At 67.7% G+C, this 14,659-nt stretch carries 12 protein-coding genes; 3 read left to right on the top strand and 9 right to left on the bottom strand.

What is annotated here, in order from left to right:
- Positions 1–2: 2 nt before the first annotated feature.
- The 6 genes from NE2_RS27570 to NE2_RS27545 all read right to left on the bottom strand — a co-directional run bounded on the left by NE2_RS27570 (position 3) and on the right by NE2_RS27545 (position 6,314).
- Positions 3–665, bottom strand: a complete 663-nt coding sequence (locus NE2_RS27570) for a TetR/AcrR family transcriptional regulator (RefSeq protein ID WP_063030787.1) — start codon at positions 663–665, stop codon at positions 3–5.
- Between the two features lie 74 nt (positions 666–739).
- Entirely contained in the window at positions 740–1,888 is a 1,149-nt protein-coding gene (locus NE2_RS27565) for an acyl-CoA dehydrogenase family protein (protein ID WP_063030785.1), read from the bottom strand.
- An 11-nt stretch (positions 1,889–1,899) separates the two neighbouring features.
- Positions 1,900–3,087 (bottom strand): acyl-CoA dehydrogenase family protein, encoded by a 1,188-nt coding sequence (locus tag NE2_RS27560; protein ID WP_063030783.1) that lies wholly within the window; start codon positions 3,085–3,087, stop codon positions 1,900–1,902.
- Positions 3,084–4,727 (bottom strand): class I adenylate-forming enzyme family protein, encoded by a 1,644-nt coding sequence (locus tag NE2_RS27555; protein ID WP_063030781.1) that lies wholly within the window; start codon positions 4,725–4,727, stop codon positions 3,084–3,086. The genes NE2_RS27560 and NE2_RS27555 overlap by 4 nt, the downstream gene beginning before the upstream one ends.
- A gap of 26 nt (positions 4,728–4,753) precedes the next feature.
- Positions 4,754–5,488 carry an SDR family NAD(P)-dependent oxidoreductase gene (locus tag NE2_RS27550; RefSeq protein ID WP_063030779.1) on the bottom strand — a complete coding sequence of 245 codons (735 nt, stop codon included), beginning with the start codon at positions 5,486–5,488 and terminating at the stop codon, positions 4,754–4,756.
- Positions 5,489–5,501: 13 nt separating this feature from the next.
- Complete coding sequence (locus NE2_RS27545; protein WP_063030776.1) at positions 5,502–6,314, bottom strand: enoyl-CoA hydratase/isomerase family protein; 813 nt, start codon at positions 6,312–6,314, stop codon at positions 5,502–5,504.
- 198 nt (positions 6,315–6,512) lie between these two features.
- Between NE2_RS27545 and NE2_RS27540 the strand changes: the two genes are divergently transcribed.
- Positions 6,513–6,692, top strand: a complete 180-nt coding sequence (locus NE2_RS27540) for a hypothetical protein (protein WP_030517474.1) — start codon at positions 6,513–6,515, stop codon at positions 6,690–6,692.
- Between the two features lie 120 nt (positions 6,693–6,812).
- Complete coding sequence (locus NE2_RS27535) at positions 6,813–7,514, top strand: polyprenol monophosphomannose synthase (RefSeq protein ID WP_036525684.1); 702 nt, start codon at positions 6,813–6,815, stop codon at positions 7,512–7,514.
- Between the two features lie 36 nt (positions 7,515–7,550).
- On the opposite strand, the gene NE2_RS27530 is transcribed toward NE2_RS27535, so the two are convergent.
- Together NE2_RS27530 and NE2_RS27525 are read right to left on the bottom strand one after the other, a co-directional pair.
- Positions 7,551–8,999, bottom strand: coding sequence for an HAD-IB family hydrolase (locus tag NE2_RS27530; RefSeq protein ID WP_063030770.1), 1,449 nt, complete (start codon positions 8,997–8,999; stop codon positions 7,551–7,553).
- Entirely contained in the window at positions 8,996–11,374 is a 2,379-nt protein-coding gene (locus tag NE2_RS27525) for a glycerol-3-phosphate 1-O-acyltransferase (protein WP_084494371.1), read from the bottom strand. Before NE2_RS27525 ends, NE2_RS27530 begins: the two co-directional genes overlap by 4 nt.
- A gap of 297 nt (positions 11,375–11,671) precedes the next feature.
- Between NE2_RS27525 and NE2_RS27520 the strand changes: the two genes are divergently transcribed.
- Positions 11,672–12,928 (top strand): salicylate synthase, encoded by a 1,257-nt coding sequence (locus NE2_RS27520; RefSeq protein WP_245931452.1) that lies wholly within the window; start codon positions 11,672–11,674, stop codon positions 12,926–12,928.
- Between the two features lie 76 nt (positions 12,929–13,004).
- Here the strand turns inward: NE2_RS27520 and NE2_RS27515 are convergent, their stop codons facing one another.
- Entirely contained in the window at positions 13,005–14,657 is a 1,653-nt protein-coding gene (locus NE2_RS27515; RefSeq protein WP_063030766.1) for a (2,3-dihydroxybenzoyl)adenylate synthase, read from the bottom strand.
- Positions 14,658–14,659 lie beyond the last annotated feature (2 nt).

Raw genomic sequence — 14,659 nt, 5'->3', positions numbered from 1 at the left:
TTTCACTCCATGAGGTGTCGATAGCGCTCGGCGACTCCGGGGGCGAGCACGGTGGGCAGCACGAAAAGCACCTGTGCCCGGATGTACTGCTCGACGGTGTAGCGCGGCGCGAAATGCCAATGTTTGAGGGCCCAGGCGTGGGCGAGCATCATCAGATTGAAGACGACGAGGTCCGGATCGAGGTCGTTCATCAGACCCGCCGCGATACCCGCCTCGACGGCGGCCCGCAGCGGGGCGGAGGTTTCGACCTCGAGCTCCTTGATCCGTTCGCGGCCCTCCGGATCGAGGGTCCGGCTCTCCCGATAGGTCAGGACCACGGCGTCGAGGTTCTCGTCGACGATTTCCACGTAGTGCCGGAAACCGGCGACGAGCCGCTCCACCGGATCGTCGCCGACCGCGTCCATGGCCGGAGCCAATTCGTCCCGGAAGGCGTCGAGAATATCGACGATCGCCGCGAGCAGCAGGTCTTCCTTACCGCCGAAATACTTGTAGATGAGCCCGACGCTCACATCGGCCTGATCCGCGAGCGCCTGCATCGACATCTGATGAAAGCCCGTGGTCTGCATGACGGCGACGGCCGCGTTGAGGAGTTGGCGCCGGCGCGAGCTGGTTCGCACCGCGCGCACCGCCTCCTCGAGTTCCATCGGTGCGGATCGCTTCGCCATCGGGCATACCCTTCCGTATTCTGCGCAGTCGAATGAACGGCGGTTCACTCAACTCTAGAGTGGTCCACCGAAAATCAGATGCCCAACTCCTTCGCGATGATCGTCTTCATGATCTCCGTGGTGCCGCCGTAGATGCTCTGAATGCGCGCGTCGACGAAGGCTCGCGAGACCGCATATTCGCGCATATAGCCGTAGCCGCCGTGCAACTGCAGGCAGCGGTCGGCCACCCGCATCTGTAATTCGGTGGTCCACCATTTCAGCCGGGCGGCGCGGGCCGCGGTGAGGCCGCCGGAAATGTGTTCGGCAAGGCAGTCGTCGAGGAAGGTCCGCGCGATATCGAGCTCGGTCGCCAATTCCGCCAGCACGAATTGCGTGTTCTGGAAGCTCGCGATCGAGGCGCCGAAGGCCTTGCGTTCACGCACGTAGTCCAGGGTGTGCGCGAGCACTCCCTCGGCCGCCGCGACCGCGCCGACCGAGAGCGACAGCCGCTCCTGCGGCAGATTCCGCACCAGCTGATAGAAGCCCTCGCCCTCCGCGCCGAGCCGGTTCGCCACCGGCACCCGCATCTCGGTGAAGGTGAGTTCGCTGGTGTCCTGGGCGTGCAGGCCGATCTTCTCCAGGTTGCGGCCGCGGCCGAATCCCGGTGTGTCGGCCTCGACGACCAGCAGCGTCAGCCCCTTGTGCTTGTCCTCGCCGGTGCGGACCGCGACCACGAACAGGTCACCGTTCTGCCCGTTCGAGATGAACGTCTTGCTGCCGTCGACCACGTAATACTCGCCGTCGCGTACGGCGGTGGTACGAATGCCGGTGAGATCGCTGCCCGTACCCGGTTCGGTCATGGCGATCCCCAGGACGGTCTCACCGGTGACGACGCCGGGCAGCCAGCGGGCCTTCTGCTCCTCGTCGGTGAGATCGGTCAGATAGGGCAGCACCACATCGTTCTGCAGGGAGAACGCGATACCCGCCGCGGCCGCACCCGCCCGCGTGATCTCCTCGATCACGATGGCGTGGTAGCGGAAATCCTCGACTCCCGGCCCGCCGAAGCGCTCCGGGACCGGGAAGCCGAGCAGTCCCAGCTTGCCCGCCTCGGTGAACAGCGATCGGTCCAGCCGGCCGGCGTGTTCCCAGTCCTCGTGGGCCGGCGCGACCGTCTGCCGGACGAAATCGCGGACCATGGAACGGAATTGGCGGTGTTCGGAGTCGTACTCCAGTCGTGCGTTCATGGGACCTCTTGTCAGCGGAAGGCGTTCTGGCCGGTGAAGGCCTGGCCGAGCACGAGTTGATGCATCTCCGGCGTCCCCTCGTAGGTGAGGACGGACTCGAGATTCACCATGTGCCGGATGATCGGATATTCGAGCGAAATGCCGTTGCCGCCCAGAATCGTTCGCGCGGTGCGGCAGATCTCGATCGCCTCGCGGGTGTTGTTGAGTTTGCCGAAGCTCACCTGTTCGGGCCGCAGTCCCACCGAATCCTTGAGCCGGCCCAGATGCAGCGAAAGTAGTTGGCCCTTGTGCAGTTCGACGGCCATATCGGTGAGTTTGGCCTGCGTCAGCTGAAATCCGGCGATCGGACGTCCGAACTGATTGCGCTGCATCGAATAATCGCGAGCCGCCTGCCAGGCCGAGCGGGCCGCGCCCATCGAACCCCAGATGATGCCGTAGCGCGCCTCGGACAGACTCGACAGCGGCGCCTTCACGCCGCGGCCCTCGGGCATCATCGCCTCGGCGGGCAGGCGCACGTCGTCGAGGACCAGTTCGCTGGTGATCGACGCGCGCAGCGACAGTTTGTGTTTGATCGTGTGTGCGCTGAATCCCTGGGTGTCGGTGGGGACGATGAAACCGCGGATGCCCTCGTCGGTGTTGGCCCACACCACCGCGACATCGGCGATCGAGCCGTTGGTGATCCACATCTTGCGCCCGTTGAGAATCCAGTCGTCACCGTCGCGCTTGGCGCGGGACTGCATGGCCGCCGGATCGCTTCCCACATCCGGTTCGGTGAGGCCGAAGCAGCCGATGATCTCGCCCGTGGCCATACCCGGCAGCCACCGCTGCTTCTGTTCCTCCGAACCGTTGTTCCAGATGGAGAACATGGCCAGTGAGCCCTGCACCGAGACCAGGGAGCGGATACCGGAATCGCAGGCCTCGAGTTCCAGGCAGGCCAGGCCGTAGTGCACGGCCGAGGCGCCGCTGCATCCGTAACCCTCGAGATGCATGCCGAGCACACCGAGCCTGCCGAATTCGCGGGCCAGATCGCGCGCGCCGGGCAGATCGCCGGCTTCGAACCAGTCGGCGATATGCGGGGTGATGTGCTCGGCGCAGAAGCCGCGCACACTGTCGCGCACGGCCCGTTCGTCTTCGGACAGCAGCGAATCGATGGCCAGCGGGTCGAGTGCGTCGAAGGCGGGGGGACGTTTCGCGCTCATGCGTTTTCCTTGTCCGGATAGGTGAACAGGCCGGCCGCGGCATCGTCGCGGGCCTGTTCGGTGAGTTTGTAATGCAATTTCTTGCCGGTGGCCGACACCGGCAGCGAATCCACGAAGCGGTAGGCGCGCGGGCGTTTGAACGCCGAGAGCATGGGATGGGTGCGGCAGTGCCGGTCCAGCTCCGCCACGCCCACTCCGGGCTCGGCGGCGACCACATAGGCCACCACCACCTGCCCCCAGCGCTCGTCGGGAATGCCCACCACCAGGCAGTCGTCTACGCCGGGATGTTCGTTGAGGGCCTCCTCGACCTGGACGGGATGGACGTTCTCGCCGCCGGACAGCAGCATGTCGTCCTTACGTCCGACGATGGTGACGAATTCCTGCTCGTCCCAGGTGGCGAGGTCACCGATATACAACCAGCCGCGATGGAACTTGCGAGCCTCCTGATCGGGCGAGTCGACGTAGGCATTGGCGCCCTTCGGTGAGCGGACGATGACCTCGCCCACTTCCGTGCCGTCCTTGGCGACGGTCTCCTCCGGCTCGGCCAGCCGGTCGTCGAGTACCCGGACCACCGCCACGTCGTCGTCGATGCACGCGCGCCCGGCGGTTCCGGCCATGGCCGGCAGATCGGACGGGCGCAGGAAGGTGTTCCAGAATCCCTCGGTACTGCCGTATCCGTTGAAGATGTTGGGATTCAACACCTTCTGATAGCGCAGCGCCGCCTCGCGTTCCAGCGGAGCGCCCATCGTCACGATGCCGCGCAGGCTCGACAGGTCGCGGCGCCGGGCCTCCTGTGCATGAGCGAGCATGGCCAGATTGGTCGGCGCGCCGATGAGGAAGGTCAGGCCGTAGCGCTGCACGTGATCCAGGGTGGTGTCGGCGTCGAAGGCGCGCATCGGTACCAGGGACGAGCCCACGTAGAACGTGGGATTCGGTCCGGCGCAATACAATCCGCCGCGATGGAACCACGGGGTCATGTTCAGCGTCTTGTCCTCGGGCGACATCGGGAAATGCATGATGACGTCGTGTGCGCTGAAGATCTCCACCAGGCTGTTGAGCGGCACGCCCTTCGGCATCCCGGTGGTGCCGGAGGTGTACAGGCGGGTGGTCTCGTCCCACACCGTGCGATCCGGCTGGAGCGGCCGCGCCGTCGCCGCGACCAGGTCGTCGAAGCGGACCGCGCCCGGTAGCGGCTCACCCGGTCCCACCGCCACCAGGAGCCCGGGCCGGAACTCGCTGCGCTCCAACGCCTCTCGCACCATCGGCGTGAGGTCGGTGTCGTAGACGAAGACCCGCGGACGGTTCGAAGCGAGGACGTAGGACGTCTCACCGGCGGCAAGCCGGAAGTTCATCGGCGAGCCGACTGCTCCGGCGGCCTGCGTCGCCAGATAGAGCTCGGCGAACTCGACCCCGTTGAACAGCTGATATGCCACGACGGCACCCGGCTCGACACCGGCGTCGGCGAGGCCGGTGGCCAGCCGGTCGACGCGGTCGCCCAGTTCGGCGTAGGTGACGGTCGTCCCGGTCGCGGGATCCTCGATCGCCGGGTGGTGGGCGTAGCGGTGGACGTTGCGCCGGAAACCGTTGAGGTAGGTGAAATCGTGTTCGAAGTACTGCCGGTAGGCATGGGCGTCGTACATCTGGTCCTCCGAAGTCGGCGCGGCGCTCAGCCGGCCATGGTGAGTCCGCCGCTGACGCTGAGCACCTGACCGGTGATGAACGACGCGGCGGGGGAGGCGAAGAACAGAGCCGGGGCGGCGACCTCCTCCGGCCGGGCGAGGCGGCGGAACGGAATCGCCTTGATCAGCGCCTCTTTCAGCTTCTCGTCCTGGGCCTGGAACAGCGGGGTGTCGGTCGGCCCGGGGCAGACGCAGTTGACGGTGATCGAGTAGCGGGCCATCTCGCGCGCCAGCGATTTGGTCAGGGCGATCACTCCGCCCTTGGCGCCGGCGTAGATGGTTTCCCCGGAGCTGCCGACGCGCCCGGCGTCGCTGGCCAGGTTGACCACCCGACCGCCGCCGGCCTCCACCATGCCCGGCAGGAACGCGCTGCACATGTGCACCGGCCCCAGGTAGTTGATCGCGACCACCTTCTGCGCGAATTCCGGTGTGGCGTTGAGGAATTTGTCGGTGCGGTCCCAGCCGGCGGCATTGACCAGGATGTTCGGCACCCCGACCTCGGCGTGCACCCGATCGCGCAGGGCCTGCACCTGCGCGGCGTCGGCGATGTCGACCTGCATGGCGAAGATGCGGTCGGACTGCTGTTCGGCGGTGCGCTTGGCGGCGTCGAGGTCCAGATCGGCGGCCACGACCCGGTCGCCGCGGGCGGCCAGGGCCAGGGTGATCGCCCGGCCGATACCCGAACCGGCTCCGGTGACTACCGCAATGGTGTTGTCGCTCATCGTGTTCGGCTCCTCAGTTACCGGTGGCCGCGCGGGCGGAGGGGAAGTTGGGGGCGCGCTTCTCGCGCAGGGCGGTATAGCCCTCGGTGACATCCGGGCCCATGAAGCAGAGCATTTCGTAGGCGGCGGACTGGTCGAAGATGGGACCGGCCTGCTTGAGCCAGTTGTTGAGCGCCTTCTTGGTCCACCGGATGGCCAGCTGGGAACCGCCGGCGAGCTTGTTGGCGACCGCGAGCGCGTCGTCGAGCACCTGTTCGCGCGGCACCGCGCTGGTGACCATGCCGATGCGCTCGGCCTCGGCGCCGACGACCATCTCGCCGGTCAGCAGGTAGTACTTGGCCTTGGCCATACCGGACAGCAGCGGCCACAGGATCGCCGCGTGATCGCCCGCGGCCACGCCGAGCTTCACGTGCCCGTCGCCCAGTTTGGCGTCCTCGGCGCAGATCGAGATATCGGAGAGCAGCGCCACCACCAGCCCGGCGCCGACCGCGACGCCGTTGATCGCGGCGACGACCGGCTTCTCGCAGTTGATCATGTTGTAGACCAGGTCGCTCATCTCCTGCAGCATGTTCGCCACCCGCTCGTGGTTACCGGCCATGCGCTCGACCATGGCCAGGTCACCGCCCGCGGAGAACGCTTTGCCGGCGCCGGTGATGACCGCGACCCGGGTTTCGGGATCGGCGGAGACATCCGTCCAGACCCGGGCCAGCTCGGCGTGCATCTGCTCGTCGGCGGCGTTGTATTTCTCCGGCCGGTCGATGGTGATCAGCAGGACGCCGTCGTCCAAGCGTTTGAACGTGAGCTGGGAGTAGGTCGAGAAATCCATTGCGCTTCCTTCTGCTCCGACGAGTCGGCGAGCGGACCACCGCCGAATGAGTGAACTAGCATTTGTTGTGAATGAACGTACATTCACCACGAGAGTGTGTCAAGGGCCACACTCGTCGGCGGATGCCCGCCGGGCGGCCCGACGTGCGGATTCACCGGTTGCCTGACAGGGCGGGCGCCGGGTGCGACGATGATCGGCATGGGCGATTCCGACGATCAGTGGTACTACTGCCTCAAGCATCACCGCGCCGAACAGAGCAAGCGGTGCTGGTTCGCCGACCGGATGGGGCCGTATCCGGACCGTGCCACCGCCGAGCGGGCGCTCGAGATCGTGCGCGAACGCAATGCCCGCGAGGATGCCCGCGACGGGAGAGACTGAGCCGCTCGTGCCCTCTCAGGTGGGTGGGCTACGGTTCTCCAGAGCACGTCGTGCCCGGATCCGGGCACGCGCAGTCAGGTCGAATCGAGTGGAGGGCGACTTGTGAAGGTGACCGTGGTGGTGCCGACCTACAACGAGCGGGAGAACCTGCCGGTGGCGGTGGAGCGGCTGACCGCACTACCGGTCGCCGATCTGCACGTTCTGGTGGTCGACGACAACTCCCCGGACGGTACCGGTGAGGTCGCGGACAAACTGGCCGCCGAGCTGCCGTCCGTGGTGGGTGTGCTGCATCGGACCGAGAAGGACGGCCTCGGCCGTGCCTACATCGCCGGCATCACCGCGGCGCTCGACCAGGGCGCCGACGTGGTCATCCAGATGGACGCCGACCTCTCCCACCCGGCCGAGGTGATTCCGGCCATGTTGGAGAAGCTCGAGACCTCCGATGCCGGTGTGGTCCTGGGATCGCGCTACGTCGAGGGCGGCTCGACCGCGGCGGAGTGGAAGTGGTACCGCAAGGCCCTGTCGGCCTGGGCGAACTTCTACGTCAACGCGATCCTGCGGCTCGGCGTCAAGGACGCGACCGCCGGGTTCAAGGCGTGGAAGGCGGAGACGCTGCGGGCCATCGATGTGGCCTCGATCCACAGCAACGGCTATTCGTTCCAGGTCGAGATGAACTACCGCACGATCAAGCAGGGTATTTCGATCGCCGAGGTGCCGATCCGCTTCGAGGAGCGCACCAAGGGCGCCTCGAAGATGAGCCTGAAGGTGCAGCTGGAATCGGCGCTGATGCCGTGGAAGCTGCTGTTCGGCCGTCGCGTCTAACGGCTGGGGCGTTAGGGGGCTGGGGGCGTTAGGGACCTAGGGCACTGCCTCCACGGCCGCGTCGACCGGCCAGTCCCGCAGCGTGTCGATGAACAGCTGCCGCACGCGCGCGATGTCGGCGTCCATGTGCTGCGGATCCCAGCCGCTCACATCGATCGGCGCCAGGACCGCTACATCCACCGTGCCCTTGCGCACGATCGCCGAATTGCGCCAGGCGATCTCGCCCGCGTTGCGGATGACGAGCGGAATGATCGGCACCCCGGCCTCGATCGCGATATGGAAGGCGCCCTTCTTGAAGGGGCCGATCCGAGGCGTCATCGAGCGCGTGCCCTCCGGCGCCACCACGAGCGAGAGCCCGCCGCGCAGGGTGTCCACGACCGGTTCCAGCGCCGCCTTCGCGCTGGTGGTGTCGGAGCGATCGATGAAGGTGGCCTCGGCGAATCGCAACAGCGGGCCGAAGACCGGGTTGGTGGTGACCTCCTTCTTCACCACCGCGGTGAATCCCGAACGCAGCACCGCGGCCAGCACCACCATGTCGAACTGGCTCTGGTGGTTGAACAGGAAGACGGCCGGACGCGGCTGCCGGGCGTGCTCGGCGCCCACCACCCGCACCCGCACACCCGTGGTGCGCAGGGTGGCGTCGGCGGCGGTGGCGATCATGGCGTCGGCCATCGCCCGGTGGCGGCGGGTGGCAGCGCGGGAGACGACCCCGAAGGCGGCGCCGCTGAGCAGCCCCGTGAAACCGACTGCGGTACGGGCGAAGTCGGTGACGCGCGCCGGTTCCCGCGGCTTGAAGGTGAGGGTCGGCCAGTCGCGTTCACCGGCGGTCATGGACATGCGCGGTCCCGGATTGACCGCGACCGGATGGCCGACGGTTTCCAGCAGTGGGATGTCGGGGGCCGCGTCGGCATAGGCGTAACTGTCGGCGGGATCGATATCGTGTTCGGCGGCGAAGCGCCGCACCGCCGCGGCCTTTTCGTTGCGCCACAGCGGTTTTCCCTCGGTGAAGCCGGTGAGGACGCCGTCGGCGGTGGCCATCGCGGTGTAGAGCACGTGGTCCACCCCGAGTTCCCGGGCCACCGGTAGCACCTGGAAACGGGTGAGGCTGGTGACCATCACCACCGTGTGCCCGGCCGCCTCGTGCTCCCGGACGAGTCGCCACGCTTCGGGATACACGTGCCCGTAGACGGTGCTGCGGAACAGCTGTTCGCCGAGTTCGGTGAGCTCCTCCTCGGTGCGGCCCGCCCACACCCGGGCGAGGCGCTGCAGGAAGCGCTCGTACTCACCCTCGGTCCGCGAACCGCGAATGCTGTACAACAGCGTGTCGGTCAGTGCCCGGCGCGAGTCGCGTCCGCGCAGCAGGCGCAGCGGTGCGGCGGCGGGGGCGAAGCCCGCGACCACCGTTCCGCCGAAGTCGAATACGGCCGCCACTCGGGGGCCCTGTGGCCCGGTCCGGATGGCGGAAATCGCTTCGGAAAGGTTCACACTGTCCCCTGCGGTGCGCGGTTGGACGGGTCGAGAGCGGCCGCACGGGAGATGCGGACGCCGATGGTGCGCAGTTCGTCGGCCAGCTCGCGGCGACGCCGCGCGAGATCCGGGGTGCCGGGATCGAGCAGACCGTAGTTCTCGGCGAGTTTCAGTGCGCTGGAGAACAATTCGGACGATACCGACTCGGTGCTGTGCAGTCGCTGCTGCAGCAGCATCTGGCGTCCGACGGCCAGGCATTCGTCGATGAACTGTTTGCGGTCCAGCGGTGCGGCCGGGTCGGCGGCGGCCAGGCGCTCGGCCACCACGAGCTGGGCATCGAAGAACGAGCGCACCACGCGGTGCGCCATGATGAATCCCGAATCGGCCAGCGCGCACACCAATTCCGCGGCGCTGCCGCGCTGCTCCCAATTGCTGTCCAGCAGAAGCAATTCCGCGCTCATCGCGGCGGCGAATTCGATCCGGTCAGGGAAGAAGAACTCGAATTTGAGCAGATCGCGCAGCCGGTACGCGGCATCCCAGATGACCTCTATGCCGGGTGCGGCGCCGGCCTGTTCGTCGGCCACCTCCAGAATCGCCAATTCCAGAATCGCCCGGTTCACGAACCAGTGCACGGCACTGTTGCGATAGAACGCGGCTTCCAGATGGGCGCCGGCCTCGATCGAATACACCGGTTCCAGCCCGCCCCGGTACACCGTCACCACCCTGGCCAGCGACAGCTGTTCCAGAACCACCGCCAGACCCTGATCGTCGCGCAGCGTATCCAACTCGCCGGTCGGCAGCGCGCGCCGCTCGATGTAACCACGGACCGGCTCCAGCGTCTGGCGCACCTCGCCGAGGGTGAGTGCGCGCTCGTGCACACCGAGCAGGGCCAGCGTCACCAGCGCGTTGACCGTGACCGGAGTGACCGCGTTGATGCCGACCGCCACCTCGAAGGCCAAGCGCTGCACGGCTTTGCGTTGCCGGTCCGACACTTCCTCCGGATCCGGAGCGAGCGATTCCGCGATCGGCTGCATCGGATCGCCGTAGGCGGCCAGCCGGTCGCGCGCCGAGAGCGGTGCGCCGAAACGGACGTAGACGCGCCCGGCGGAATGCTGCTGGCTGCGGATGTAGCGGGCCAGCCAGGTCAGTCCCTCGGGCTTCTTGACGCCGCCGACCTGTTCGGTCGCAATGGATCCCAATTCGTTGAGGCGCTCGTAGGTGATCGACACCGGCACCAGCATCACATCGTCGATGCGCCGCGAGCGGATGGCCGAGGCCAGGTAGTTCAGCAGTCCGAACCGGGGCGGGCGCAACTTCCCGGTACGGGTGCGCCCACCCTCGAAGTACCACTCCAGATTGAAGCGTTTGGCGAGCAGATAGGCGAAGTACTCCTCGACCACGGCCTTGTAGATCTCGTCGTCGCCGAAGCTGCGGCGAATGAAGACGGTGCCGGTGCGGCGCGCGATCGGCCCCATCGGCCAGAAACTGAGATTGGCGCCGCCGATGACGTGGTTGGGAGGAAAGTCGTTGCGCGCCAGCGCGTCACCGAGGACGAAGGCATCCACATAGGAACGATGAGAGGGCAGGAACACCAGCGGGTAGTTGCGATTGAGGCGCCGCAGCGCCGCCAGCCCGGACCGGTCGCAGTCGATCTTCCAGGCCGAGGCGTGCACCGGCCGCATCGCCTGGGTGAACAGATCCGAGATCAGCCGGCTCTGCGCGGCGACGAGTTCGCGCAGCGCCTTCTCGGCCCGGCGGTACACCTCGCGCGGTTCGGTTCCGGTTTCGGTGGCGATCGCGTCGAGGCGGCGCAGGAAGTCGGGGGAGTCGAGAATCTCCTCGACCACCATCCGGGGAACCTTGTACCGGTCGCCGATCACCGATCGTTCGGCGCGTTCCAGCGCCACCGTGCCCGCACGGACGATCGCCCGCGCGAACGGTTCCGAACTTTCGGCGGCCCCGGGGTTGTTCGCGCGCAGATCGCTGAGCCGGGCGGGCTGTCCGGTGAGGATGAGATGCCGGTCGGGTGCCTTGTCCACCAGCCGGCGCTGCAGCAGCCGGTGGGGCCGGCGCGGATCGCTCAGCAGCGCCAGATCGGCGAAGGTGGTGCGCCGCACCCCGTCTCGTTCGGGCGGCAGCCACAGCACGCGGATCGGGATCACCAGCGGGTCGTCGCGGCGGCCGACGAGCCGGGCGGCGATGGCGGTGGCGTCCAGGTCGATCTGCGTGACGGGAGCGTCGATTCCGAGTTCGGCGGCGATCCCGCCCTCGGCGAGCCAGCCGCCGATCAATTCGCGTTCCACCGGCGACACCGCGTCGACCAGAGCGACGGCCGAGCGCGGCAGATCCTTCGCGGTACTCGGAGCCGGATTGCCGGCAGCGTGATCGATCATGGTGGGCCCCTCCTCGACGGCGCTCCACCATTCAAGCTCGCGGAAGCATATTCGCGCAGGAAGTTGACCATGACGCTCGCAAAGCGATTCCGATGTGTGTTCCGGCACAATACCGAAAAGGACAGGTAATGCTAACCTCACCTTCTGTAGTTAGGTAAGCATAACCTTGGAGGAACGGTGTCGACCACGGACGAGCGGGTGCGAAACGGTTACGGGGACGGTCCGGGGGCGACGGGGCAGCTGGCAACGGGGACGGAGGTGACGGGCACGGCGTCGGCGATCGCACCCGCCGACGCCATGGCGGCGCTCGCCGCGGCCGACCGCTTCGGCGAGTACGTCGGTTACGAGGGGCCCGACGGCTGGGTGTTCGCCGCCGATCCGATCGGCAGCATCGAATTGGACTCCGGCGAACTGCGTGTCGAATGGGAGGGCCGCGCCACCGTCGAGTCGTGGCAGGGCCGCCCGGCCGCGGTGATCGACGCGGCGCTGGCCGCGCTGCCGCTGCGGGGTCGCAACGCCTACGGCTGGATCGGATTCGAATTCTGCGCCTGGGCGCTGGGCGCGGATGCGCACGTTCCGGCCCGAACCACCCTCGCGCACCTCATGATTCCGCGCATCGAGGTGCGCATCGACGCCTCCGGCGTGCGGGTGTCCGGTGCGACGCCCCGCGAGACCGCGGAGATCCACGAACTGATCGCGCAGGCGAGTGCGACACCTCCGGCGTCGGCGCGGCCGGTGGATGTCACCATCGATCCCACCGACTACCGCGGCCGGGTCGCCGAGGCGGTCGACGAGATCCGGGCCGGGCGGTATCAGAAGGTGATCCTGTCGCGAAAGGTGGATCTGCCCTTCCCCGTGGACGTTCCGCAGACCTATCGGCTCGGGCGCGCGAACAACACGCCCGCGCGCTCGTTCCTACTGCGACTGGGCGGCCTGGAGGCGGCCGGATTCAGTCCCGAGTTGGTGGCCTCGGTCGACCGCCACCGGGTCGTGACCACCGAGCCGCTGGCCGGCACCCGCGCCTTCGGTCGCGGCGATACGGCCGACGCCGCCGCGCGAGAAGAGCTGGTGGGTGATCCGAAAGAGATTGTCGAGCACGCCATTTCGGTGCAGACCTCGTTCGGCGAGATCGCCGCGGTGGCCGAGCCGGGCAGCACCGCCGTCTCCGATTTCATGGCGGTGCGCGAACGCGGGAGTGTGCAACATCTGGCCTCCACCGTGCGAGGCACCCTCGCCGAGGGCAAGAGCGCCTGGGATGCGCTGGAAATGCTGTTCCCGTCCGTGACCGCCTCCGGTATCCCCAAGCGCACCGGCGTGGACGCGGTGTTTCGCCTCGACCACGACGCCCGCGGCCTGTATTCCGGTGCGGTGGTGACCGTTTCGCCGGGCGGTGTGCTGGAGGCCACGCTGGTGCTGCGGGCGATCTACCAGACCACGGAGGGCGCCTGGCTGCGCGCCGGAGCCGGTATCGTCTCCCAGTCGCGCCCGGAGCGCGAATTCACCGAGACCTGCGAAAAGCTGCGCAGCGTAGCGCCTTACGTCGTCGAAGCCTGAGAGAACGAGCCCGGCGGGACCTACCGCCGGGCTTTCTCGTACCGGAGTGGCCGTGGGACGAGAGTTCGGTACGCGGTCAGGCTCGGTACGGCGCGGTCGCGGTCTGCGTGTCGTAGCGCGCCCGCAGCACCTTCTTGTCGATCTTGCCCACGGCGGTGAACGGCAGCGCGTCGGCCCGTTCGAGAAGGTCGGGCAGTTTGTAGGTCGCCAGGCCGCGAGCGGTGAGGAATTCCTTGATCTCGGCCAGGCTCGGCATCTCGCCGTCGATCACCAGGACGGCACAGACCTTTTCGCCGAGGGCCGCGTCGGGCAGGCCGACCGCGGCCGCGTGCCGGACCGCGGGATGGGCCAGCAGGTGTTCCTCGAGTTCGTCGCAGGAGACGTTCTCGCCGCCGCGGTTGATCACATCCTTGATCCGGCCCGAGACGATCAGATGCCCGCTCGGCAGTCGCCGCACCAGATCACCGCTGCGGTAGTAGCCGTCGGGGGTGATGGCGCGGGAATTGTGTTCCGGGGCACGGTAATAGCCGCGAATGGTGTACGGGCCGCGGGTCAGCAGTTCGCCCTCCTCGCCGGGTGCGACGTCGTTACCCTCGCCGTCGACCACTCGGACCTCGTCGGCGGGGGAGAGCGGGCGGCCCTGGGAGATCAGAATCGTTTCCTCGGCATCGTCGAGGCGGGTGTAGTTGATCAGCCCCTCGGCCATGCCGAACACCTGCTGCAGGGTCGCGCCCAGGGCCGGCGTCACCTCGCGGGCATTGACCTCGGCCAATTTCGCGCCACCGACCTGCAGCAGCCGCAGGCTGGACAGGTCGGCCTCCTCCCATTCCACCGCGGCACACCACAATTGGGCCAGCGGCGGGACCACCGCCGTCACGGTGACACCGTGGCGTTCGATGGTCGCGAACGCGTTCTCCGGGCTCGGGTCGGCCAGCATGACGACCGACGCGCCGGCGGCGACCGCGCCCAGAATGCCCGGGCAGGAGAGCGGGAAGTTGTGTGCGGCGGGCAGTGTGGCCATGTACACGTCGTCGGAGGTCAGTGCGCAGATCTCGGCGCCGGCGCGGGCGTTGTAGTGGTAGTCGTCGTGGGTGCGGGCGATGAGTTTCGGCAGGCCGGTGGTGCCGCCGGAAACGAGCATCACCGCGATACCGGACGCATCGACTTCCGGTAGCGAATCGCCTTCGCGCGCAATCTTTCTCAAATCGACGTAGTCGCCGGGATCGCCGAGCACGAAGATCGTGCGCAGCGACGGCACCCGGGCGGCCACCGCGGCCGCCAGTTCGCGGTAGTCGAAGTCGCCGGCCTTGTCGGCGACGATGTAGCCGGCGGCCCCCGACAGCCGGGTCAGATGTTCGATCTCGGCCTGCCGATGCGCCGGCAGGGCCAGTACGGGCACGATGCCGGCGCGCAGCAGCCCGAACAGCACCTCCACGAATTCGGTCACATTGGGCAGTTGAACCACCACGCGGTCGCCGGGCTCGAGTCCGGAGGCGAGCAGCCCGTGGGCCGTGCGATCGGCGCGACGATCGAGTTCGGCATAGTCGATCGGTCCGCTCTCGGTGTGCAGGGCGGGACGCCGGGGCCCGCGGCGGGCGGCGTCGCGCAGCAGCTCGCCCAGCGGTTCGCCGCGCCAATAACCCGCGGACCGGTACCTTTCGGCGAGTTCGGCCGGAAACGGTACGAAACCGTCGAGCAGGTCCTGCTGGGCGGGGGATATCGAAGTCACGG

This window comes from Nocardia elegans NBRC 108235, assembly GCF_001612845.1.
GTDB lineage: Bacteria > Actinomycetota > Actinomycetes > Mycobacteriales > Mycobacteriaceae > Nocardia > Nocardia nova.
The sequence above is the reverse complement of the archived record's forward strand: the minus strand, read 5'-3'. Positions and strand labels throughout refer to the sequence as shown.